At 45.2% G+C, this 24,962-nt stretch carries 18 protein-coding genes; 11 read left to right on the top strand and 7 right to left on the bottom strand.

Annotated features, from left to right (window positions below; translation table 11 throughout):
- Window positions 1–130: 130 nt before the first annotated feature.
- The 3 genes from MHI15_RS14255 to MHI15_RS14245 all read right to left on the bottom strand — a co-directional run bounded on the left by MHI15_RS14255 (window position 131) and on the right by MHI15_RS14245 (window position 9,313).
- The gene (locus MHI15_RS14255; protein ID WP_341164527.1) at window positions 131–1,816 is read right to left on the bottom strand and encodes a hypothetical protein; all 1,686 of its coding nucleotides are present in this window, start codon (window positions 1,814–1,816) and stop codon (window positions 131–133) included.
- The gene (locus MHI15_RS14250; RefSeq protein WP_341164526.1) at window positions 1,813–8,550 is read right to left on the bottom strand and encodes a DUF7507 domain-containing protein; all 6,738 of its coding nucleotides are present in this window, start codon (window positions 8,548–8,550) and stop codon (window positions 1,813–1,815) included. The genes MHI15_RS14255 and MHI15_RS14250 overlap by 4 nt, the downstream gene beginning before the upstream one ends.
- A 118-nt stretch (window positions 8,551–8,668) precedes the next feature.
- Window positions 8,669–9,313: a methyltransferase domain-containing protein gene (locus MHI15_RS14245; RefSeq protein ID WP_076126477.1), complete on the bottom strand. Its 645-nt coding sequence runs from the start codon at window positions 9,311–9,313 to the stop codon at window positions 8,669–8,671.
- A gap of 200 nt (window positions 9,314–9,513) precedes the next feature.
- Between MHI15_RS14245 and MHI15_RS14240 the strand changes: the two genes are divergently transcribed.
- Window positions 9,514–10,002, top strand: a complete 489-nt coding sequence (locus tag MHI15_RS14240) for a hypothetical protein (protein ID WP_076303880.1) — start codon at window positions 9,514–9,516, stop codon at window positions 10,000–10,002.
- A gap of 1,035 nt (window positions 10,003–11,037) precedes the next feature.
- Here the strand turns inward: MHI15_RS14240 and MHI15_RS14235 are convergent.
- Entirely contained in the window at window positions 11,038–11,499 is a 462-nt protein-coding gene (locus tag MHI15_RS14235; protein WP_076301339.1) for a hypothetical protein, read from the bottom strand.
- Between the two features lie 170 nt (window positions 11,500–11,669).
- On the opposite strand from MHI15_RS14235, the gene MHI15_RS14230 reads away from it, so the two are divergent.
- Window positions 11,670–12,053, top strand: a complete 384-nt coding sequence (locus tag MHI15_RS14230) for a DUF423 domain-containing protein (protein WP_076305977.1) — start codon at window positions 11,670–11,672, stop codon at window positions 12,051–12,053.
- A 77-nt stretch (window positions 12,054–12,130) separates the two neighbouring features.
- On the opposite strand, the gene MHI15_RS14225 is transcribed toward MHI15_RS14230, so the two are convergent.
- Window positions 12,131–12,658, bottom strand: a complete 528-nt coding sequence (locus MHI15_RS14225) for a hypothetical protein (RefSeq protein ID WP_036684355.1) — start codon at window positions 12,656–12,658, stop codon at window positions 12,131–12,133.
- 214 nt (window positions 12,659–12,872) lie between these two features.
- On the opposite strand from MHI15_RS14225, the gene MHI15_RS14220 reads away from it, so the two are divergent.
- From MHI15_RS14220 to sufB, 7 genes are all read left to right on the top strand, one after another.
- Window positions 12,873–13,175 carry a YunC family protein gene (locus MHI15_RS14220; protein ID WP_036684352.1) on the top strand — a complete coding sequence of 101 codons (303 nt, stop codon included), beginning with the start codon at window positions 12,873–12,875 and terminating at the stop codon, window positions 13,173–13,175.
- Between the two features lie 239 nt (window positions 13,176–13,414).
- On the top strand, window positions 13,415–13,876 hold the full coding sequence (locus tag MHI15_RS14215) for a Dps family protein (RefSeq protein WP_036684350.1): 462 nt from the start codon (window positions 13,415–13,417) through the stop codon (window positions 13,874–13,876).
- 279 nt (window positions 13,877–14,155) lie between these two features.
- The gene (sufC, locus tag MHI15_RS14210; protein ID WP_036684347.1) at window positions 14,156–14,938 is read left to right on the top strand and encodes a Fe-S cluster assembly ATPase SufC; all 783 of its coding nucleotides are present in this window, start codon (window positions 14,156–14,158) and stop codon (window positions 14,936–14,938) included.
- Between the two features lie 26 nt (window positions 14,939–14,964).
- A complete protein-coding gene (sufD, locus tag MHI15_RS14205; protein ID WP_036684344.1) occupies window positions 14,965–16,266 on the top strand; it encodes a Fe-S cluster assembly protein SufD in 1,302 nt (433 codons plus the stop codon).
- A complete protein-coding gene (locus tag MHI15_RS14200) occupies window positions 16,263–17,489 on the top strand; it encodes a cysteine desulfurase (RefSeq protein ID WP_076219340.1) in 1,227 nt (408 codons plus the stop codon). The genes sufD and MHI15_RS14200 overlap by 4 nt, the downstream gene beginning before the upstream one ends.
- Window positions 17,476–17,907, top strand: a complete 432-nt coding sequence (gene sufU / locus MHI15_RS14195; RefSeq protein ID WP_036684339.1) for a Fe-S cluster assembly sulfur transfer protein SufU — start codon at window positions 17,476–17,478, stop codon at window positions 17,905–17,907. Before MHI15_RS14200 ends, sufU begins: the two co-directional genes overlap by 14 nt.
- Before the next feature lie 24 nt (window positions 17,908–17,931).
- Complete coding sequence (gene sufB, locus MHI15_RS14190) at window positions 17,932–19,329, top strand: Fe-S cluster assembly protein SufB (RefSeq protein ID WP_036684335.1); 1,398 nt, start codon at window positions 17,932–17,934, stop codon at window positions 19,327–19,329.
- 145 nt (window positions 19,330–19,474) lie between these two features.
- On the opposite strand, the gene MHI15_RS14185 is transcribed toward sufB, so the two are convergent.
- Window positions 19,475–19,915: a hypothetical protein gene (locus tag MHI15_RS14185; protein WP_076191066.1), complete on the bottom strand. Its 441-nt coding sequence runs from the start codon at window positions 19,913–19,915 to the stop codon at window positions 19,475–19,477.
- A 168-nt stretch (window positions 19,916–20,083) separates the two neighbouring features.
- Window positions 20,084–20,629, bottom strand: a complete 546-nt coding sequence (locus MHI15_RS14180; RefSeq protein WP_076191068.1) for a hypothetical protein — start codon at window positions 20,627–20,629, stop codon at window positions 20,084–20,086.
- A gap of 452 nt (window positions 20,630–21,081) precedes the next feature.
- Between MHI15_RS14180 and MHI15_RS14175 the strand changes: the two genes are divergently transcribed.
- Window positions 21,082–22,851, top strand: a complete 1,770-nt coding sequence (locus MHI15_RS14175) for an ABC transporter ATP-binding protein (protein WP_076191071.1) — start codon at window positions 21,082–21,084, stop codon at window positions 22,849–22,851.
- A 17-nt stretch (window positions 22,852–22,868) separates the two neighbouring features.
- The gene (locus MHI15_RS14170) at window positions 22,869–24,707 is read left to right on the top strand and encodes an ABC transporter ATP-binding protein (RefSeq protein WP_036684176.1); all 1,839 of its coding nucleotides are present in this window, start codon (window positions 22,869–22,871) and stop codon (window positions 24,705–24,707) included.
- Window positions 24,708–24,962: the final 255 nt, after the last annotated feature.

Below are 24,962 nucleotides of genomic sequence, written 5' to 3'. Positions count from 1 at the left end.
TTTTGCAAAGTATATATTTGGATCCCCCGCAAAGCACCTGAGTACGCATAGAAAGCAAAGCCTCACTTTGTGGGGATGTTTTGGGGTTGTAACTAAAGTATATTCATGGGGATGAGGGATATGTGATTTCTTATTCACTGATCTCATCTACGGTCAGCACATAGCTGTTAGATTGGCTTTCGCCAGAGTAGTTACGTCCATCCATATTGAAAGAGTATTGAGCATTTACGGAGCCCTTAAGGAAACGACCCATTACCTGTTCACTCACCTGGACAAAATAATGAATGTTAACCATAGATGCAGCATTAACTACCCCCAGCGGCAAGGTGCCGGCAAATGAAGATTGTGGATTCGGAACTCCATCAATCACAATGCTGTTGGGATCAAGAAAACATTTTTCCGGGGTTAGCCGATTCAGAGATATTTCCGCAGGCCAATTTCCACTATTGGTTAGTGAGATCCAGCATTGGACTCGCTCTCCTGCTTCTACGATAGTTGGTTTTGCATGGACTACGAGTGAAATGACAGGTGTGACTACTAGGGTGGTAACTGTATTGGAACGAGAGGTTTGCCGTACGGTCCGTCCGTCTGGAAGCACAAAGGTATACTGAACACTACCATGGTTTTGTACGGCTGCGATTTCATGAATGTTAATGGCTGCAGGTATACTCACTTGAAAAACTACAACTGCTGTAGTTCCGCCTCTTAAAGTACCTAACTGGATGCCTTCCGCTGGTCGTGCACCTTTTTGCAACACTCCATTTAAGAGAACACTATCCCATACGAAAAGAGTACCTGAAGGTATGGCATCTGTTAGGACTGCATTTACAGCCAGATTCCCGTTGTTCGTTACCGTAAGCTCATATCTCAAATTATCGCCCGGAGCTGCTGTAACATGATCCACTTTTTTACTAATGTTGACCCCCGCTTGGACAAGTGAGACAACCGCAGTGTTACTTTCGGTCGTAATTGTATGCTCATCGACTGCATAGGTGACAACCGCGCTGTTGGTTAAGGCCAAAGAGGGAGAAAACTCTGTTACTCGGACACGAAAAGTAATATCAACACTTAGGTCTGTGTCCAGCGAACCGAGTAATATCCCCTGTGCCGGGTCTGATTCTGGGTAATAAATCCCACCTGCAATGACACTCCCCGGTATAAACACCGCCCCGTCCGGAATAGAAATTATTGCGTTGATTTGAGTTAAAAGGCTGTTGCCTTCATTTGTAAGCCGCAAGGTGTAAGTGACTACATCCCCTATAAAAGAAGTCGGAGTACTTGCAGACAAGGAGGTCGAGAGCTGGTAGGAGCGTAAAGAAACCTGTACGGAATTTGAAAATAGATCACCTTTAACGATTCTTCCCTCCGGTGTGGAAAAAGAAAAACGGCCTAGCGCTTTATTTTGCAGCACTAGGGAAGACGGCAGGGAAATGATGACGACTTGAAAGGCGATGCTCACTTGATTCTGCGGTGCAATAGAACCAAGGGGGATGCCTGAAGACGGTGTAGCCCCCGGAAGAGGCACACCGTCTCTGAGCACACTGTTGGAAATAAAGGATACACCTTCTGGAAGAATGTCAAACACCGTCAAAAAAGCATCTGTATTTCCATTATTACTGGCTGTAATGGTATACACCAAAGTGTCGCCTAAAGAGGCGTGGAGTTTATCTGTACTCTTCAGCAATGAAAGCACGGGGCCCACGACCGGGGTGTTAACGGTATTGGAATAGACAATTCCGTCAACACCCGCTGCCGAGTTGAAGAGTACCATGGACTGATTGGTTACGACAGGTTGGGTACGTGAGCCGGGAATCATAACGCTACTACCTGAACCTGGAAGGTAATGGTTGAAGAAGCACCTGCAGCAATTGTACCAATTGCGATTCCCGAAGCCGGACTGCCACTAGGACGTGGGGCTCCATCTACGGTAATGCTTCCCGTTACGAACTGGCTGCCAGCTGGAATAGGGTCAACCATGATGACATTATTAACTGGTGAAATCCCTAAGTTGGTGACAACAATCGTATAGGTGATGATATCGCCCACAACCGCATCAATAGAAGTAGTGCTCTTAACCACACTTACGTCTGGTGAAGATACAGGGATAATTAGGACGTTTGAGACAGAGGATCCCGTGAGTAAACGTCCATCTGGTGGTGTGAATGTGAAATTTGCTGTAGCTTGATTGACTAACTGTTGTGGCGAAGGGAGGGAAGCAATAGTAACCTGCAACGTAATGGTTACTGTTACTGTACTTCCCGGAGCTACCGACCCAATACTTAAGCCAGTAGCCGGATCTGATCCTGGTTGTGGTACCCCATTCACGAGCACGCTGTTTGGAACAAAGACAGCTCCGTTCGGAATGGTATCGGTAATAACTACATTTGCTATGAGGTTACCAGTATTCGTCACATTTAAGGAGTAAGTAATCGTATCTCCGACAGTTGCGGCGGTTCTGTCCGCCCCTTTGACAACTACAATGATAGGTTGATATACCGGAATAACAAGTGTATTTGAGAATGAAGATCCTGAGAATGCGCCGGAGGTGAAACTGACGGAAGCTTGATTACTAAGCGTTGCAGGATTAGGCAGCACATTGACAATCGTGTTGAACGAGACTTGAAAAGATGCTCCCGGTGCAAGTGTACCGAGCGAGATCCCGTTCGCTGGGTTGGCGCTAGGGCGTGGAGTGCCATCTACGGTCACACTGCCAGCGACAAAGCTAGAGCCTGCAGGTATTGGATCACTGAGGTTAACGTTACTGATATTTGCTATTCCACTATTGGTAACAGTGAGGTTATAAGTGATGGTATCGCCAACAACGGCATCGGTAGCTGTCGAAGATTTAGTGACGATAACGTTCGGTGAGGATACTGAGATTGTTGTTGTATTGGAATTGATCGAATTGTTAAATGTCCGTCCATCTGGAAGTGTGTATGCAAACGCGACGGAAGCTTGATTGAGCAGCTGTTGGCTTGCCGGCAATGTTGTGATAAGCACTGAGAACATTACAGACAGGCTTCCATTCGCGGAGATTACCCCCAGTGGGATCCCGGCAGCTGGGTCTGCTCCTGGAGCAGGAGCGGCTTGAATGAGTACACTATTTGGAATAAACGTTGTACCCGCTGGAATGGTGTCACTCAGGGTTGCTAAAGCTCCGTAGTTACCTGTGTTGGTCACATTTATAGTATAAGTAATCGTATCCCCAACGGTAGCATTGACTGAATTGGAGCTTTTTGCTGCTGCAAGGATAGGCAGATAGACAGGCGTCGTGACGATATTTGAGAAGGCTACATTTGAGACAACACCTGAGGTGAAGCTGACTGTTGACTGATTATTTAACAATCCAGTAGGCGGCAGTGAAACTACATTTACGGTAAAAGCAACAGTTACGGTTACACCGGGTGCTATGCTGCCTAGGGTCACTCCAGTAGCTGGGCTAACTCCTGTGCGAGGCACACCGTCCACAAGCACGCTGCCTGTCACAAAGGTGGTGCCGGCAGGAAGGGCGTCTGTGAAGACCACATTATTTACAGTGGCAATCCCGTTATTAGTTAAAGCTATGGAATAAGTAATAGTGTCACCGACTGTAGTTGATGTTGTGGTTGTAGTTTTAACTACAGCAATATTAGGTGAGGAGACCGGAATAGTGACGGTGTTAGAGAGTGCAGACCCATTAAGTGTACGTCCGTCGGGTAAGGTGAAGCTGTATGCTGCGGTTCCTTGATTGACCAGTTGCTGAGGACTAGGCAATGAAGTGATGTCAACCGTGAAAATGACTACGGTCGTTCCTCCAGGCTGTATTATTCCAGCTGCAATTCCGGTGGAAGGATCCGCTTGCGCTAAAGGGAGTCCATTGATGAGCACACTATTCGGAACAAAAGCCGTACCTGCGGGAATATTATCCGTCAATGTTAAATTAGCAGCATAGTTTCCTGTGTTACTCACTGTCAGTGTGTAGCTAACGGCATCGCCAACCGTGGCATTGGCTGTACTAGCACTCTTGACTACGGCAATGTTCGGCTGGAACACAGGGACAGTAACGGTATTAGAAAAAGTGGAGCTTGAAATAACACCTGAAGTGAAGGTAACAGATGCCTGATTGATGAGTGAAGCTGTAGGAGGGACGGAGGTAACAGTAACACTGTAAGTAACCAGCGCTGATGCACCGGCTGCTAGAGTGCCGATAGATATCCCCGAAGCAGGATTCAAGTTCGGGAATGGAACTCCGTTGACAGACACGCTGCCTGTTACAAAAGTACTCCCTACCGGTGTAGGATCATTGAGTAAGACGCTAGTAACAGATTCTATACCATTATTAGTTATATTGACGTTGTAAGTGACCGTTTCACCAACAGCAACTGATGTTGAAGTAGTGCTCTTGGTAACGACAATGTTAGGAGCAGAGACTTGTAAAGTTACAGTGTTAGACACCGCAGTCCCAGATAACGGTCTACCGTCAGGCGGAGTAAAGGTAAAGCTTGCAGAAGCCTGATTACTAATCTGCTGAGGTGTTGGCAGGGAGATGATATCAACGGTGAAGCTGACTGCAATACTGGCACCAGGAGCGACATTTCCTACAGCTATCCCTGTATCAGGGGCTGATCCGGGTTGAGGCATGCCACCTACAATGACACTATTAGGAACAAAAACTGTACCTGCTGGAATGTTATCAGTTAGCGTAAGATTTGCAGCCAGATTACCTGTGTTGCTAACAAGCACTGTGTAGATGACAGAATCACCGACAACTAAAGCATCGAAATCGCCGTCTCCATCAGCGGCACTTTTTAATAAGGAGATTTGGGGCTGAATAACTGGTGTAGTTGTGATATTAGATGAAGAAGAACCGGAGAATACACCGGATGTAAAACTGACAGACGACTGATTGTTAATCTGTGATGGTATCGGCATCGTTATCCTCACCTCGAATGTTACGGTAGCTGTGGCGCCAGGGCTCAAACTACCGATTGGAATGCCGGCGGACGGAACTGCTAGCGGCAGGGTAGTGCCACTTACAATTACGGTTCCGGGAATAAAAGCGACATTCTCAGGCAGAGGATCGCTGAGAATGATATTGCTTACTGTTGCAATACTGTTGTTGGTCAATACAGAGGTAAAGGTAAGGATATCACCAGTAACAGCAGTAGCAGCGTTTACGCTTTTTACAACACTGACGTTAGGGGCGGACACTGGGACAGAGAGCGTATTGGACACTACATTTCCACCGAGCTGACGCCCGTCTGGAAGGGTGAAATTATATGTCGCTGAAGCAGAGTTCAGCAATACTTGTGATGGAGGCAGGGCTGTGATTGTGACCAGAAAACTTACGGTGACACTATCACCAGGAGCGAGCGGTCCAACTGGAATGCCAGTTGCCGGATTATATCCGGGCAAAGGTGTTCCTCCAATAATGACACTATTCGTGTCAAACACGGCTTGGGGTGGCAGGATATCAGTTACTAATAGAGTAGCTGCAATATTCCCGGTGTTGCTGATCAGGATGGAGTATGAGAGAGATCCCCCTACAGATGCCTGGGCTGCATTGGCGCTTTTGACCATACTAAGGATGGGCTGAAATACAGGTGTTACTATCGTGTTTGAGAGCGAAGAACCGGTGAACGCCCCAGAGGTGAAGGAGGCGCTGGCTCTGTTTGTAAACTGTGCTGGACTTGGCAAGGAAGCAACATTCACTCTAAAAGACACCGTGACAGAGCTGCCCGCGGCGATACTTCCGATTGCTATACCTGTACTTGGGTTAGCCGCTGCAACCGTCGAACCGTTGACAGTCACACTGCCTGCTACAAAAGCTCCCCCCGTAGGAATAGGGTCAGAGACAACAACGTTAGTAACAGTGACGCTGCTTGGGTTGGACACTATGACTGAATAAGTAAGATTTTCTCCAACCGCTACATTAGTTAGATTTGCAGTTTTGGTTAGTGTAATGTTTGGAGCGGAGACCGGAATGGTTAGGGTATTGGATAGACTGGTCCCGGAGAATGATCTTCCACTTGGCAGTTGGTAGGTGTAATTGCTATTGCCTTGATTATTCAGAACAGGTGGAGCAGGCAGAGATTGTACAGAGACAAGAAAGGTCACAGGAACAGCTGCCCCTGAAGCTAAAGTGCCTAAGTTAATTCCTGTAAGTGGAGAGTCAGCAGGTCTAGCAACACCGTTAACAGTTACACTTCCCGAGACAAAGGTGCTTCCTGAAGGAATATTGTCGCTCAGAGTTACAGCCGCCCCGATATTCCCTGAATTCTGAACATTTAACGTATAAAGAATATTGCCACCTACAGTTGCACTGGAAACGTTCGAGCTTTTTGCAATTTGGATTACAGGCTGATACACGGGAGTTGTAGTCGTGTTTGAGACTGAAATGCCAGTAAAAGCACCCGAGCTAAAAGAGGCACTAGATTTATTCAATAGCTGAGCGGGACTTGGTAATGAGATAACGTTGACTTGAAAAGTGACGGCGACGGAGCTTCCTGGAGCGATGGTACCGACAGCAATCCCTGTTCCAGGATTAGCTGAGGGTTGTGATACACCGGCGACGGTGACACTTCCGGGAACCAGCGATGTACCCGCAGGTATGGTATCTGAGAGTGAAACGTTGGTAACTGCTGCAATTCCGTTGTTACTGATTACTGAGGTGTAGAGCAGTATATCTCCGACAGTTACGTCGGTGAATCCAGCGCTTTTGACTACGGTAACATTGGGTGTTGTAACGGGAATAGACAAAGTGTTGGACGAGGCAGAACCAGCTACCGTTCGCCCATCTGGAACTTGAAACGTATAAGCGGCGCTTGCTTGGTCAACCAACTGCGGCGGTGAGGGAAGACTATTCACGATGACCCGAAATTGAACAGTAGAACTGCCACCGGCTGGAACCGTACCGATAGCAATCCCCGTGGCAGGGTTACCAGCGACAGGATTTCCATTGACGGTGAAGCTGCCTGCGACGTAAGAGCTGCCTGAGGGAATGTTATCCGTAAGTGTTGTTAACGCGCCGATATTTCCTGTGTTCGTGATTTGAAGAGTATAGGTGATCTGATCTCCAACCGTAGCATTGGCGGTACTGGCTGATTTCACAATGTTAAGGACGGGTGAATATACAGGTAAGGTTACTGTATTAGATGGAATGACCCCCGTCATGATAGGGCCTCCGGCTACACTTTGAAACGTAAAGGCAGCGTTGGCAGTATTTGCGATATTTTGTGGACTTGGCGGCAATGAAGTGACTTTGGCTTGATATGTAACCGTTATTGAACTGCTTAAAGCTAATGAGCCTAATGGGATTCCTGCTGTAATATCAAAAGTAGGCCTTACGACGCCAGCAACGACTACGCTTCCAGTTACAAAAGTGGATCCTGCCGGCAGCGCATCTGATAAAACGACACTTGCTGCTCCTGCTGTTCCTGTATTACTGACAGTCACCGTATAAGTTACCGTATCACCGACTATGGGGCCGGCTACATTAGCGCTTTTAGTGAGGTTTATTTTAGGAGCATTGATATCAACCTGTATGGCATTACCGTTGAGTACATAAGCATCGCCTGAGGTGGTTAATTGTAATACGGCTGAAGATTGATTGTTTATCAGCCGGGCGGAGACGTCAACATTGGTAATATCCCAGCCTTGACGGCCGCCGATAATGTTGGTCCCTGGGTTTCCATTGGTTTGATTGCGGTTTCCAAAGGTACCTGTTGTGTTTAGATTACCTGCATCATTGTTAATCTGTGACGCAAAAAAGTTGTTGGCAAAGTTGTTTGGTCCCGATAAAGCAACAAGTGTAGCCGAGGTTGGACCAAATAACGCTTGATCCCCCGAACGGTTGGCATCCCCCTCCTGTGCGCTGAATAACGCTCTGCCGCCAAGCGCACCTGTAATTGGTGTTGCGAAGCCTGTGATCGTAGTTGAAACTGGGGCTGAGGTTGCCTGTACAAGTATTGCACCTGCCCGTAGGGACATATTGCGAAAAGGTAAGGCTGTATTTTGGTAGATTACGCCTAATGTCCAGCCAGCATGGTTGGCCGTGGAATCACTAGGGATAACAATCGTACCCACTACACCGCCAGTGGTGTAGGTGCCGGCGCCGCCTTGTTGGATAATGCTGGTCACGTTGGCGGAACGAACATATGCTGATGCACCACCTCCCAAATCGACTACGTTGCTCGTTGCTGAATCGGGAGTAACGCTGAATGTAGTGCCAGCAGGAGTTATTAGGGAGACAGGATTGTTAATGGCCGAACTGAGGTTAACGGTTCCGTTAATATAGGTACCGCCCCATATCAGTTCTGCATACAGCACTGTGCTGCCAGATGGTAGGACCAGTATGGCTGCTGAACTGTTGCTTGTATAAAGACTAGTAGTTCCGCTAGGATAGGAACCAAATGTCGATGAAGTATTAACAGTAGTAAAGCCACCGATGCTGTCTAGTGTCCCTGGCACTCCGATCGTATCGGAGCGGCTAAGTCCAAGCGTGTTGCCGGTAAATGTGATAGCACCGGTCGCATTGATCGTTGCCCGTACGACTAGTGGAATGATTCTCACCTCCTTCGAGGTTGATTTTGGCCAAAAGTGAACCGTCCTATAGTTAGGACGGCACAGTTAATACCTGTATGTTAGCCTATGATACAAAATGGGTATTAGTGTATGTCCCATCTTAAAATTATAGAAAAAAATGTCTGTTTTGTGATTTAAGTCTTCGTTCGACAAGAACATGAGGTTCAGGATAATGACTTCTGCTCATCAGCTCCAGCTCCTGATCAGTGATATTGTGCTTGACTACGACAAAATGGTACATGATTTCATGCACTACATTTGCTTGAAGGGTCTTTAGTATTTCTAGTTCTTCAGTTTCGTAAAGCGGATCTTCATAAGGGTGTTGATAGAATAACTCCATCCGCAGCAACCGATAATCGAAGGGTGGTGCGGGTACAGGGTAGTCTGGAATAGCTGGGCATACTGGACCGGATGGGGGTTGGAAGAAGGATCCTGTAAAATGCCGGGGGGTATATTCGTCAAACTTCTGCTTAAAGGAAGGATTGGACATATGGGCAAAGCTGTGGGCATAGGGTGCTAGAATGCAAACAACTGCTTTATGGATGCTAATTCTGTGAATTTCCGCCATGGCTGCGAATAAATTGTCCACATAAGGCAGTACACGGCTAGCCATAACAAACTCAGCGCTATTGTCAGGGAGAGGAATCTCTTGGCAAATATCACAGACAATATCTACAACAGGACCCGCGATCCGATCGATCCCGAGATAACCTGCTTCCTTATTAGATCCACAGCCGATATCGATTTTCAAGGGGCTCACTCCTTTGGGATAAATCAGGCTCACACTATTGTATTAATACCGCTGTAGCCTGCATCCGACGGATGCCTAATAGAGGCTGGAAGTTATCTAAAATTACTTCATATGAAACTTTCATAGAGTGGTTAACGTTATAAGAGTATACTTATGAAGATGACTTTGAAAATAATCGCCACATAGAGGAGGCACTCAACATGAAAAAACAACGTTCATTACCCGCCATAGCAGCGATTGCTGCCTTAACATTTGCCTTAACCGCTTGCGGTGGGGATAATTCGGCACAGACTTCAGGAGAACCGACTGCAACACCTTCTCCAACTCCAACCGAGAGCGCAAGCACAGCTGAGCCTACAGAAGCTCCAAGCACTCCCGTACCCACTGAGAACCCAAGTACAGCCACACCAACCGAAAATCCGAGCACAGCTAAACCTAGTTCTACTCCAAAAGCTGAAGGTAAAACAATAAAAATGACGGCCGTTTATATCGGACAAATAGATAGTCATTCCGTTGAGATTGCGACAAAAGAAGGTCCAACCGCTTTTGAGATTTCAGCTGGAATGGAGAGTATACTTGATACTTTGAATTCAGATGATTCCGTAGTTATTGAATACGTGGAAAAAGCAGTGGAGGGCGATCCGTCCGTCAAGCAGCGTGTGCTGACAAAGCTGGCTCTAGCAAAATAATTGAATGTATTGATTTGCAAGTAGAGGGTGTCTCAGCAATCATATAGTGGTTGCTGGGACACCTCGTATTTTTTAAGCATAGTTCTTGCTCAAAACACTAGACTTTGTTTGATCAATCACAGTCCGCATACCTAGCTGCATCATTATGGATTAGGAGCCACACTATTGGATCTAGCTGCACCACTATGGATATAGCAACCCCACTAACGGAACTAGTAGCACCACTATGGATATAGCAGCCCCACTATTGGATCTAGCAGCACCACTATGGATCTAGCTGCCCCACTAACGGAACTAGTAGCCCCACTATGGATCTAGCAGCACACTAACGGAACTAGTAGCCCCACTATGGATCTAGCAGCACACTAACGGAACTAGCAGCCCCACTATGGATCTAGCAGCACCACTAACGGATCTAGTAGCCCCACTAACGGATCTAGTAACCCCTATATTGGACTCAGCATTATCGGACCCAGCAGCCCTTAAACGCAGCTTTTCCCTACATTTAATTCGCTATCGGACCCCATAGCAGTTATTTCTATGAAAATCGCTCAATATGATCCTTTTTTAATGCAATAGCGTCACTGGGGTCCGAAACTGTGCTCCAAAGGCGAAAAAAACGTAAATAACGTCATCTGAGTCCGTGAGCCGCGGATGACGGGGAAAACTCAGCATCATCGGACCCAGCAGCCCTAAAACGCAGCTTTATCCGACATTTGAATTGCTATCGGACCCAGCAGCTCTTAAACGCAGCTTTTCCCCACATTTGATTCGCTATCGGACCCCATAGCAGCTATTGCCATGAAAATCGCCCAATAGGATCCTATTTCGATGCAATAGCGACACTGGGGTCCGAAACTATGCTCCAAAGGCGAAAAAAACGTAAATAACGTCATTTGAGTCCGTGAGCCGCGGATGAAGATGAGGACTCCCCAATGCAGATTTTGGATTCAAACATAAATAAAGGTATCCTCACAACCCGCTCAAAGTTGTTGGGATACCCTTTTTAATGAAGTTAGCATGTTTAAAAGAAGCTTAAAGCGTTCCAGCATTGACTAGGAAGGTTGTAATAAGCAGCATAAAGAGTAAGATAATAACACCATTGACTATCGTGCCAATAATGCCAAACACCTTGCGACGTTTCCGAATGGAAAGCCCAATGATGCCGATGACTACACCGATTACATTAAGAGCAGCCAGAATAATAACCGTTAATCCTAGAAGCATTATGAATTGCGAGGACTGGCTTAATAGTTCGGAATTCTCATTAACCAATGAAGAAGACTTCATTATAATAGAGATAAAGATGGCTGCATAGCCGATGATCGACACGAGACAGATAATGAACGAAGCAATACCAGGTCCAGAATGTTGAAGATCATGTTCTACTTTTTGATGCGTAGATGATAAATCAGCGCTTGGGTAAACCGGATGAGGGTTGGGATTTCCCACCTCTGCCGCAGGTACGTCTGATTTTGACAGAGAATTTAAGTCCATGGTTTGCACTCCTTGAGAGATTAGAATGAAAATGTTGTTAATATCCACTTTTTCATATTGATGCTAAAAAAGCAACCCCTGAATGAGGCAAAATAAAAAATGACTGCTGGAAATAGGAACTGGCATTACGTTATGATAGAATGAGTCTAAAATTAAGGGGGTGTAATCATTTGCAACGGAAATTTATGGCCTGGGGGGCTGTGCTAGCAATGCTGGCAGTAGGAATTGGTGCTTTCGGTGCCCATCTACTAAAACCAGTGATCAGTGAAGACTATATGAAGGTATATGAGACTGGTGTGCAGTATCACTTGGTACATGCGCTGGGGGTAATTCTCATCGCACTGGCTGTGGGCCAATGGGGCGAAAGTGCCCGATTACGTTGGGCGGGCCGATTGTTAATTGCAGGTACCATTTTGTTCTCTGGCAGTTTGTATGTTCTGAGTATCTCCGGAATTAAGGTGCTAGGAGCGATTACACCTATCGGTGGGGTATGCTTTATAATTGGCTGGTTATGCCTTGCGATAGAGGGATTTTCACGTAAAAAGTCGTCTTAGTTGTTAAAAAAAAGAAAGACCAATAAGCACCTGTTCCCCAAAGAGGGAGGGTGCTTATTGGCTTGTAACGCATGCGCTTACAGAAACTCGTCGATTTCATTTAGATTAAAGCTGTACACCTGCTTCTCATCCACATGGTAGACACTTATAGAGTTGGCTGCTTCATCAAAGTTTAAAATACGACAGGGCATGGACACTTGTTTCCCGTACCGGTTCGCTCGTAAACGTACCAATTGATTATTCTGAATATACTGACGAATCTTCCCGTATGCATCAGCTGGCGTCTCAATGGCCGTTTGCTGTGCAGGCGTTTCTGCCTGTTTTTTTATCGGTGTATCCAGCTGCTTCTTCGTAGATTTTGGAGGCAGCTTTAATGAAATGGGAGGAGCAGAGTTTTGATTCAAAGCTAGTTTAGCGGAGCGTAGCAAGCTGTCAATGGTTCTCCCTAATTCAAGACCGGAGTTAATGTTGAAATCTGTGATATGGTCATTATTGTTCAACATTTCGAGCAGAAATTGCAGTGCAAGCGGGTTGGTACGGGCATTAATCAGGATGTCGACGTTAAATAAATAATTGCCGTCTGTGCGTTGTAGTTTCTCGTCCATAAATCCCCCAGCTTTTCGTTTAGAACATCTCTGAATGGTTACAGGAATGTAATTAACTATAACATTAAACATGCAATATTCATATACCCAGGACTACTGGAATAGGGACTATTATACTGCATTTTATACTAGGCATAGGACTACCGTCAGCACACCCACAGGAAAATTAGCATACATATACAACGTGGATAGTGAAAAAAAGGAGGTGCTGCTATTGGTTACTATGGAGCCTATTACAGTAGGTGAACATACGCTGATCGGGGTAGAGGTTAAGCTTCCCAAAACTACACTGCTCTCCATCAGCACGAACCGAGGTTATATTATGTGCGGTGCACTGGATGTCGGTCTCCTCAATGAAACACTTAGTGATCGGCATATCATCGCAGCTCGTGCGGTGGGTGTACGGACGCTTGCCCAGCTTTTAGCTGCCCCGTTGGAGTCTGTAACGATAGAAGCAGAGAGTCTTGGCATCGTACCAGGTATGACGGGTGCGGAAGCGTTACTTCTTATGGTCTGACCGGAAAATTTAACAATTCCAAACAAACGGGGCTTAGGCCCTTTTTGTTTGTGTGCAAGTATTCACATTTAAGCATAATCGGGTGTGTCTTTGCTAATGCTAGAACAAATAAAGATGTTATGGAAGGCTTCTCCTTGTTTCGTATTACAGGTAAAAGGGTAAATTAAGAATAGACAAGTTACTACCGGACGAAGGAAATAGTAACCGGTAAATATAATGGATAAGGTAGGGATCATCTCATGGCTAAAGCATCGAATAAAGTAAATACAACTTCACTGGAACAGATCATGAATCGTCAGGTTGCTAACTTAAATGTCCTGTACGTAAAAATTCATAACTTTCATTGGTATGTCAAAGGAGAACAGTTCTTCTCCCTTCATGTGAAATTTGAGGAATTATATAATGAAGTAACCCTTCACATGGATGAAGTAGCAGAACGCTTGCTAACCATCAAAGGCAGTCCGGCAGCAACATTGAAAGAATATTTGGAATTAGCTACAATTCAAGAAGCTACAGGTAAGGAAGATACACGGGGAATGGTTCAGTCTCTGATTGAAGACTTCGCCACCATCTCTGAAGAGCTGACAGAAGGCATCGAGCTTGCCGAAGAAACCAAGGATCAGCCAACCTCAGATATGTTCATTAAAATCCGTAGTGATCTGGAGAAACACCAATGGATGCTACGTTCGTTTCTTAGCTAATCATTAAGCAGTTTGAATAAGGCTTCCTGCGGGAAGTCTTATTTTTGCGTAGTCTTATGTTTAATGAAAATCTTCTCTGAGTCACAAGTGATTAGCTAAAGAGAAATTTGTAAAAAAACAAGGTTTGATATAAAATTAGTGAGAATCATTGATAATCATTGTGATTCAATTTATAATAATTATAATGTGATAGAAAATCTAATTGTGCTGGGAATCAGGATTATCCTGTTTCAATACAACTTTTGATTTCGCAAATCGATCAATGGAGGGAATAATATTATGGCAGCAGAATTTGTCATTGAGGGTCTTAAAGCGACGATTGAGGGAAAAGAAATTTTGAAGGGGATTAACCTTCAAATGAAAGGTGGCGAAATTCACGCCATCATGGGACCAAACGGTACAGGTAAAAGTACTTTGGCTTCGGCGCTAATGGGTCATCCTAAATACGAAGTAACTGATGGAACTGCAACTCTTGATGGTGAAGATCTTCTGGAGATGGCTGTTGATGAACGCGCACGTGCAGGTCTTTTCCTTGCAATGCAATATCCAAGCGAAATCTCTGGAGTAACTAACTCCGACTTCTTGCGTTCTGCCATTAATTCCCGTCGTGAAGAGGGAAGCGAAATCTCGTTGATTCGTTTTATTCGCCAAATGGAAGCAAAGATGAAAGAACTAGATATGAACCCTGAGTTTTTACACCGTTACTTGAACGAAGGCTTCTCCGGTGGTGAGAAGAAACGTAATGAAATTCTACAAATGATGATGCTGGATCCAAAAATCGTGATCTTGGACGAAATTGACTCCGGTCTTGATATTGATGCTTTGAAAATTGTAGCTGAAGGCGTAAACTCCATGCGGAGCGAAGAACGCGGCTTCTTAGTTATTACCCACTATCAACGTCTTTTGAACTACATCAAACCTGATTATGTTCACGTTATGATGCAAGGTAGAATCGTGAAATCCGGTGGTCCAGAGCTTGCACAGCGTCTGGAAGCAGAGGGTTATGAATGGATTAAAGAAGAACTCGGAATTGAAGATGAAACTGTAGGGCAAGAAGCGTAAGAAACGCCAGGAAGGAGGAGACCACTATGACGACACAGACCATTCTTCCGGTGGATGCCGAACGCTTGAGCGAATTATCGCACAGCAGCGGCGAACCGGGTTGGCTGAAAGAAAGCCGCTTGAAGGCACTAGAATTGGCAGCTACTCTGACACTGCCTAAATTAGAGAAGACACGGATTGATCGTTGGAATGTCAATAATTATGGTAGCTATAAAGCAAGTGAACCTTTTGCTTCGCTAAGTGATGCACCTGCATCTATTTCTTCCTTGATCAAGGATCAGGAGGAAGGCAGCCTGATTATTCAACGCAACTCCGGTGCAGTATATACACGTATCGCTCCTGAGCTTGCAGAACAGGGTGTTATTTTTACAGATCTACAGACAGCTGTTAAAGAACACGGAGATTTGGTTCAACGTTACTTGCATAAAGCCATTCAGCCAGACGAACATTCTATCGCAGCGCTTCATGCTGCATTGTGGAATGGTGGAGTATTCCTCTATGTTCCTAAGAATGTTGTTATTGAAACTCCGCTTCAAGCAGTGCTGTTAACGGATGATGCGGAAGCTACTTTTGTTCCACACATTCTGGTCGTAGCTGATACTAACAGTTCCGTAACCTATGTAGACAACTACGTATCGGATAAAGAAGAAGCTGGACTACACAATGGTGCGGTAGAGGTATTCGTGGGCGCTGGCGCTAAAGTTCGTTATGCTACAGTGCATCAGCTTGGTGTAGATACTACAGATGTAACTTATCGCCGGGCTGTTGTTGAGAATGACGGAGTCATCGAATGGATCGTTGGTGAGATGAACTACGGAGATACTGCGAGTGATACCAAGTCTGTGCTTAAAGGCAACGGTTCTAGCTCCGATGCTAAAGTAATTGCAGTAGGTACGGGATCACAGAAACTGAATTACACCACTCAAGCTCAGCATTTTGGCAAAAGCACACCAAGTGACATGATCACTCGTGCAGTTATGCGTGATTCTGCTACTTCTATCATCAACGGAATCACCAAGATTGAGAAAGGTGCTACTAGAGCGGACGGCCAGCAAACGGAAAAAGTATTGATGCTGAGTCCAAAAGCCCGTGGTGACGCCAATCCGATCCTGCTTATTGATGAAGATGATGTTACAGCCGGCCATGCCGCTTCCGTAGGACAGGTCAATCACGAGCAAGTCTTTTACCTAATGTCCCGCGGAATTACACGGCATGATGCAGAGACTCTGATCATCTACGGCTTCTTGGCTCCTGTTGTGTCACAAATTCCACTGGAGGGACTGCGCAATCAGCTCCAATCTCTTGTGGAAAGGAAGTTAGTGCAATGATTAGCAACGCCATCCGGGAGCAATTCCCCATACTGAACCAAAATGTGAACGGACATCCACTGGTCTATCTGGACAGTGCTGCTACTTCACAGAAGCCTCGGAAAGTAATTGAGGCGGTCAAATCGTATTATGAGTGGGATAACGCCAACGTACACCGTGGCGTCCATACTTTAGGCAGCCGAGCAACCGATGCCTACGAGGGAGCCCGGGAGAAGCTAGCTAAGTTTATTAACGCCCGCAGCACTAAAGAAATTATCTTTACGCGCGGAACAACTACAGCCTTAAATCTTGTGGCCTCTTCTTACGGACCCTCTGCTGTGGGTGAAGGCGACGAAATCGTCATCACCTTAATGGAGCATCATAGTAATCTGATTCCATGGCAGCAGCTCGCTAAGAAGACCGGTGCTACATTAAAATATATACCGTTGCAACCTGATGGAACGGTTACGTTGGAAGCTGCCGAGCAGACGATTACGGATAAAACCAAAATCGTTGCTATCGCTTATGTATCCAACGTTATGGGAGTAACTCATCCTATTAAAGAGCTTGCGGCTATTGCTCATCGTCATGGTGCAGTAATTGTCGTAGATGGTGCACAAAGCACACCACATATGAAGGTCGATGTGCAGGATCTGGATTGTGATTTCTATGCACTATCTGGTCATAAAATGCTCGCACCCACCGGAATTGGCGCTTTGTATGGCAAGAGAGCACTTCTCGAAGCCATGGAGCCCGTCGAATTCGGTGGCGAGATGATCGATGATGTGGGTCTTTATGAATCCACATGGAAAGAATTGCCTTGGAAGTTTGAAGGCGGTACGCCGATCATAGCTGGTGCTGTTGGTCTAGGTGCAGCCATTGATTTCTTACAAGAAATCGGTTTGGATGAGATACACCGCCATGAGAAAGCTCTTGCAGCGTATGCAGAGCAACGTCTGTCAGAGATCGAGGGTCTGAACATTTATGGCCCTCGAAATCGAGAAGTCGGCGTTGTCACCTTTAATCTGGGTGACGTTCACCCGCATGATGTCGCTACAGTGCTAGATGCGGAAGGCATTGCCATCCGCGCCGGGCATCACTGCTGTCAGCCGCTGATGCGCTGGCTGGAAGCCAGCTCTACAGCACGTGCAAGCTTTTATCTGTATAATAACGAGCAGGATGTAGATCGACTGGTGGACGCTTTAATCAAGACAAAGGAGTACTTCAGCTATGAACTTGGATGACTTATACAGACGCGTAATTATGGATCATTATAAAAGTCCTCGAAATCGCGGTTCATTTGAAGATGATGCTCTAAAAATTGAACTGAATAACCCAACCTGTGGTGACCGGATTACTCTTCAGCTTAAGGTAGAGGATGGAATCGTAAAGGATGCCCGTTATAATGGTGAAGGCTGTTCGATCAGTATGTCGTCGGCTTCGATGATGACTGAGGCGATCAAAGGACAAACGGTTGAACGTGCGCTTGAACTGGCTGATAACTTCTCCTTACTGATGAAGGGTGAAGACGTGGATTTTGGAGATTACGAAGACATTGAAGCCCTTTCGGGTGTGAATAAATTCCCTGCGCGGATCAAATGCGCAACACTGGCTTGGAACGCACTTCGTAAAGGAATTGACGAAGAAGAGCAACATAAATAACAGTAGAACAAGGAGGCTGACACCATGGCTAAGAAAGCGCCTGATATGGAAGAATACCAGTACGGGTTCCGTGATGAGCATAAATCGATATTCCAGTCTGGTAAAGGTTTGACGGCCGAAATTGTTAAAGAAATTTCAGCAATCAAAAATGAACCACAGTGGATGCTTGACTTCCGCTTGAAATCTTTGGAGCAGTTCCGTAAAATGCCAATGCCAACATGGGGCGGCAATATGGATGATTTGGACTTCGAGGATATTCAATACTATGTAAGACCTTCAGAGAAGCAAGGGAAGACTTGGGAAGAAGTTCCTTCCGAAATCAAAGAAACCTTTGATAAGCTGGGGATTCCGGAAGCGGAACAGAAGTTCCTCGCCGGCGTTTCGGCACAATATGAATCTGAGGTAGTCTATCACAGCATGCAGAAGAGCCTTGAAGATCAAGGGGTTATTTTTACAGATACCGACACTGCATTGCGTGAGCACCCAGAGCTTCTGAAAAAATATTTCGGGACGATCATCCCTCCAACCGATAATAAGTTTGCCGCACTTAACAGTGCAGTTTGGTCAGGCGGCAGCTTCATCTATGTTCCTAAAGGTGTGAAATGTGAAGTTCCTTTGCAGGCTTACTTCCGTATTAACTCTGAGAACATGGGACAATTCGAACGTACTTTGATCCTTGCTGATGAAGACAGCTTCGTGCACTACGTAGAAGGATGTACTGCTCCAATCTATAGCACGAACTCTCTGCACAGTGCGGTTGTTGAAATCTTGTGTATGAAGAACGCTCGCGTTCGTTATACCACAATCCAGAACTGGGCTCCAAACATCTACAACCTCGTTACGAAACGTGCGGTTGCAGAAGAGAATGCTACTATGGAATGGGTCGATGGTAACATCGGTTCCAAGCTGACCATGAAATACCCTGCGGTTGTTCTTAAAGGCCGTGGTGCTAAAGGTTCAGTACTATCCATCGCGGTAGCAGGTAAAGACCAGCATCAGGATGCGGGTGCCAAGATGATCCATTTGGCTCCAGATACAACATCCACCATTGTATCGAAATCCATCAGTAAACATGGCGGTAAAGTAACTTACCGTGGTCTAGCTTCCTTCGGCCGTCAAGCAGAAGGTGCGAAATCGAACATTAAATGTGATACGCTAATTTTGGATAATGAGTCCACTTCGGATACTATTCCTTACAATGAAATCATGAACGATAACATCGTTCTTGAGCATGAAGCAACCGTGTCTAAAGTTTCTGAGGAGCAACTGTTCTACCTGATGAGCCGTGGCCTCACAGAAGCAGAAGCGACTCAAATGATCATCATGGGCTTCATCGAGCCGTTCACAAAAGAACTGCCGATGGAATATGCGGTCGAAATGAACCGTCTGATCAAGTTCGAGATGGAAGGTTCTATCGGTTAATTAGAGCGCTTATGAATGGAGGCTTGTCCTCCCAACGCTTATATTTCTTCAAAGCATCCGTAGATATTTTTCTACGGATGCTTTTTTATTGGCACAATTGAAAAAATCCCCGAATGCTCCGGGGACACACCTTTAATATTTTCAATTATCCATTTCCGGCAACGGCAATTCCACTGAAGGATCTGGCTCCCAGAGATGCCGTTCTAATCGCTGATGCTACAATGGTGTATTGGATCTGGCCGGTAAGCACATCGGTTGAAGGCGGATAGTCGACAGCGGTGATTCCAACCATTTCATATTGGGTCGTTGTATTATTAATGTTTCCGGGGTAAGTTGTACTAAAAATTAATATATTATTGCGGTAAATACTAAAAGTAACATCATTCTGAACTATAATGCTGACATCAACACTAAGTCTGGCAAAAGCATTCAATGTGACTCTCACTAAGCCTGCATTTGCAGGTGTAACATTTACTGTCTGAAGTCCAATGTCACCGAAAATTGCACTTGAACGAACTAAATTAAGACTTTGTGCATCCATAGTGCTGCCCTGTGAAATTCGCATATCAAGAAACTGTATACTCATCCTATTCACCTAACCTCTCATTGTAGATTTTATATTTTATGAGAGAAAAAATAGAATGGTGTGTAAGATACAAACAGATAGCGGGTTGATTATATGAAACGCTGCTAAAACCCAATTATAAACAGAACCCCCGCCAATCACTTGGCGGGGGTTTTTATATGGTATAGGCTACTGTTTTGCCAGATCATTCACTTCTTTACTAAAAGCCTCTGAATATTGATTAAATTTACCTGCATCAAGTTTTAAGCTGTTATCGTTTGCTTTTGGAGGTGTCTCCTGGATCTGTTTATATAAAAGATCAATTTCTGGGGAAAGCTTGGCCCATATTTTTTTTATAGAATCATACTTAGTATCTAACTCGTTCATATATGTATCGTATTCTTTTTTCTCTTCCATGGCTTTGCCAAGCTGTTCGATCGTAAAGTCAATGTCCATGCTCGCTCCTGTACTGCTTGTACCACTTCTAGTGTATGAGATAACATCTACAAACCCAACATTCCAAATGTCAGCAATAACAAAATTGCTTATTTCTCTTAGCATTTTTTCAGGTGAGGGTGCTGTATCAGTTTTTGAGGAGATTTCCCCGAAATTAAACAAGTTTTTAGATTCGTTGATCGCTGTGTTTGCGTCCGTAGGGTTATTGTTATTTGTATTGCTACACCCTGAAAGAAGGATAATGGCGATAATACAAGATAAAACAAGCTGCTTTTTCAATATAGTTCCCCTCCATAATATAAGTAAAAAGTGTTGTATTACTATATTACGGTAAATTGTGGTAAAAGTTTTACATCTGAAGCAAATTTAAGACGGCGAAAAAGTGAACTCTTCGTATCCCGGAATAAATTCCAATAATTATGCAAAAAACCGAATAAAGGTCCTCCTAATATTACACGATGATTACAATAATCATGTAGATTCTTAATTCATCAGGATTAAGGAGGAAACACGAGCATTTTAAGATAACGAGGGTCCTTTATATCATGTAGATGCTGCTTTTTTCCGAAATAACCGCAAAAACGCGCAATTCTCCCCTTTGCCGCATTAAATTATGGATGATACACTGCTTAAAGTCACTAAATTGTAAGCGCTAAAAAAAGCTAGCTTACGATGTAACTTTTGCTTTATACAAAAAATTGCTTACTAAGTAAGCCTTAAGGAGGAGAGATATGGATGTTCTCAGGCAACTGCGCGGTTATTATCGGGAGAAGCTGCATTTTCTGATTCTTTCGATTATATGTTTGGCCGCTGCAACTGCAGTGGGGCTGATTACCCCCAATTTGTTAAGAAAGCTGATCGATGATGTTATTGTGCCACTTAAGTTTACAGAGGTGCCAGTGCTCGCATTGAGCGTGTTAGCTGTAGTAATAGTAAAAGCATGCCTGCAGTTTGCACATGGATTTTTTGGAGGACGGCTAGGTAACTTTCTTGCATACCGGCTGCGTAATGCTTGTTATGAGAAGCTGCAATTCCTATCTTTCCGTTATTATGATACCGCGAAAACGGGAGATTTGATGTCCCGGCTAACCGGAGATTTGGAAGCGATTCGTAACTTTATCGGTTTCGGTTTTGCTCAGTTGCTGAATGTCTTTTTTATGGTCATTTTTGGTTCGATTATGATGTTCTCACTCAATTGGCAGCTTACTCTAGTAACTCTGATTACGATGCCAATCCTGGCGTTTATTGCGCTAAAATTCGAGTCTAAGATTCACCCGGCCTTTCAAGAGATGCGTCTTGCACTCAGTTCTCTGACAACGGCTGTACAGGAGAATATCACGGGTGTGCGCACCGTCAAATCATTTGCGAGAGAGGCTCATGAAGTAGAGAAATTCTCACACCGCAACGAACGTTATAAGAATAACCAGATTTTTGCCGCTGAGCTCTGGAGTAAGTTTTTTCCGGCGATGGAGTTTTTAGCATCGATCAGTGCAGCTATTCTGCTTGGAGTAGGCGGAACGTTAGTTATTAAGGGGAAAATGTCACTAGGCGAACTGGTTGCTTTTTTCAGCTTAATTTGGTACATCATTGGACCGATTTGGGGTCTTGGATTCCATATTAATAACTATACACAGTCCAAAGCATCGGGAGAACGTGTATTGGAAGTACTTAATCAGAATATTGATGTGAAGGATAAAGAGAACGCCCGTGAACTGGTACCTTCTGAGGTTAAGGGAGATGTAGCGTTTAATCACGTCACATTTGCTTATGGGAACAAAATGCCTGCGGTTACAGACATTGATTTTGAGGCCAAATCTGGTGCGGTTATAGGGTTCCTTGGAGGTACGGGCTCTGGTAAATCGACCATTACACAGCTGATGATGCGTGCTTATGACGTTAATGAAGGCAGCATCACACTGGATGGGATGGACATCAGAGAATACAATGTTCGCAGCTTGCGTTCACAGATCGCGACAGTCTTTCAGGAGACCTTCCTGTTCTCCTCCTCAATTCGCAACAACATCTCCTATGGGTTGAAAAATGTAAGCATGGAAGAAATTATCCGAGCTGCACAACTTGCCAAAGCCCATGATTTCATCATGGAGATGGAAGACGGTTATGACACTGTGGTGGGTGAGCGCGGAATGGGTCTTTCCGGTGGACAAAAGCAACGGATTGCCATCGCTAGAGCCCTGCTTAAGAATCCGCGGATTCTTATCCTCGATGATGCGACCAGCGCTGTCGATATGGAGACGGAGCACGAGATTCAAGCCGGATTCCAAGAGGTCATGAAGGGGCGCACTACACTTATTATTGCCCATCGGATCTCCTCCTTGCGCCATGCGGATCAAATTATCGTCATGAACGAAGGTCATGTACAGCAGCGTGGTACCCATAAAGAGCTAATTGAAGTGCCGGGTCCTTATCAGGATGTATACCGGATACAGTATGCTGATTATCTGGCCAGAGCGACGGGAAGAGGGGAGGAGGGAGGCATATGAAACTTGAAGCCAAACCAATGACCGCTACGGGAGCAAAAAATAAAGCAGCCGAGCAGCAAGAACTGGATGAACGTTTTGTATATAAAGATGATGATGTCATCGATAAGGCTTTTGACTGGAAGCAATTCACCAGACTGTTCGGGTACATGAAGCCTTATGCAAAGCAGATGCTTCCATTGGTGTCCATCATGATGATTCTGGGAACCATCACGAAGTTGACCGTCCCGTTCCTAACAAGTTTAGCCATTGACCGTGCAATTGCGCCAAAGGTAGGGAATCCCAGCTTATCACTGCTTTATTCGCTTACAGCAGGTGTAATCGTCTTATATCTGATTCAATGGATTGCGGGAGTGTACCGGATTAAATACACGAACATCATAGGCCAAAGAGTGATTTATGATTTGCGCTCAGATTTGTTCAAGCATATTCAGAAGCTCTCCTTTAACTTCTTTGATAAACGTCCGGCAGGTTCGGTATTAGTACGGGTAACCAATGATATCAACTCTCTGCAGGATCTGTTCACAAACGGGGTTGTCAATCTGATGATTGACTGCGTGCAGCTTATGGGGATTACCATTATTCTGCTAGTGATTAACTGGAAGCTAGGTCTTGCAGTAATGGTTACGGTTCCGATTATGTTCTTTGTTTCAACTAAGCTGCGTCAAAAGATTCGGATCGCTTGGCAGGATGTGCGGATGAAGAACTCCAGAATTAATTCTCATTTAAATGAATCGATTCAGGGAATCAGAGTCACACAAGCCTACACCCAAGAACAAGAAAATATGAATTATTTCGATGTTATGAATACCGACAGCAAAAAATCCTGGAACAAAGCCTCTGCGATGAACCAGGCGTTCGGTCCGATTATTGAGGTCACAGGTGGTTTTGGAACAATGATCCTCTTTTGGCTGGGGGCTTATCTGATCCAATCTGGAGAACTCACAGTAGGTATGCTGGTAGCATTCAGTTCTTATGTCAGCAACTTCTGGGACCCGATTAATCGCCTTGGGCAGATGTACAATCAGCTGCTTGTGGCAATGGCTTCCTCGGAACGGATCTTTGAATATTTGGATGAGCAACCGGCGGTGCAAGATAATCCTGGTGCTAAGCCAATGGGAACGATTCGTGGGGATATTAACTTTGAAAAGGTCATTTTTGAATATGAAAAAGGCCGGGCTGCATTAAAAGGTATTGATCTGGATGTAAAAGCAGGACAGTCGATCGCGCTCGTAGGTCATACAGGTTCTGGTAAAAGTACGATCATTAACCTGATTGGCCGGTTCTATGATATTAAGAGCGGCCGAATCACGATAGACGGTGAAGATATCCGCGGGGTTACGTTAGACAGCCTGCGAAGGCAGATCGGAATCGTGCTGCAAGATACCTTTATTTTCTCGGGAACGATTCGGGATAATATCCGTTTTGGCCGTCTGGAGGCTACAGATGAAGAAGTGGAAAATGCCGCAAAAGCCGTGGATGCCCATGACTTTATCATGAAGCTGCCCGGAGGGTATGAGACTGAGGTGGAAGAGCGCGGCAGCGCATTGTCGATGGGACAACGTCAGCTGCTCTCCTTCGCCCGGGCGCTTTTGGCAAATCCGCGGATACTAATCCTGGATGAGGCAACTGCCAGCATTGATACGGAGACGGAGCTGAAGATCCAGGAGGCACTCAAAATCCTGCTTCAAGGCCGAACCTCCTTTATCGTAGCGCACAGACTCTCTACCATCCGTCATGCGGATAAAATAGTCGTCCTCGATCACGGAGAGATTAAAGAAGAAGGAAACCATCATGAGTTGACATCCCGTGATGGGGTATACAATGGTCTGATCGAAGCGCAATTCCGCTTCCTATAGACCGACAGAACGGAATAGAACAAAACAAAACAAAACAAAACAGAACAGAACAGTACAGAACAGAACAGTACAGAACAGAACAGAACAGTACAGAACAACAGCTCATTCCCGTTGCTTAGGCAACTGCGGGGTGGGCTGTTTTTTATAGGGATATAGTGATTAAGGTGGTCGGGGCTTGGTGGATCAGAGTAGAGTGGAATATGGCAGAGGTATTACGGAACAAGGCAACCGAAGAACGGAAGAACGGAAGAACAG

The organism is Paenibacillus sp. FSL H7-0918, assembly GCF_038007025.1.
Classification (GTDB): domain Bacteria; phylum Bacillota; class Bacilli; order Paenibacillales; family Paenibacillaceae; genus Paenibacillus_AQ; species Paenibacillus_AQ odorifer.
This window is presented reverse-complemented; position numbering and strand designations above follow the sequence as displayed.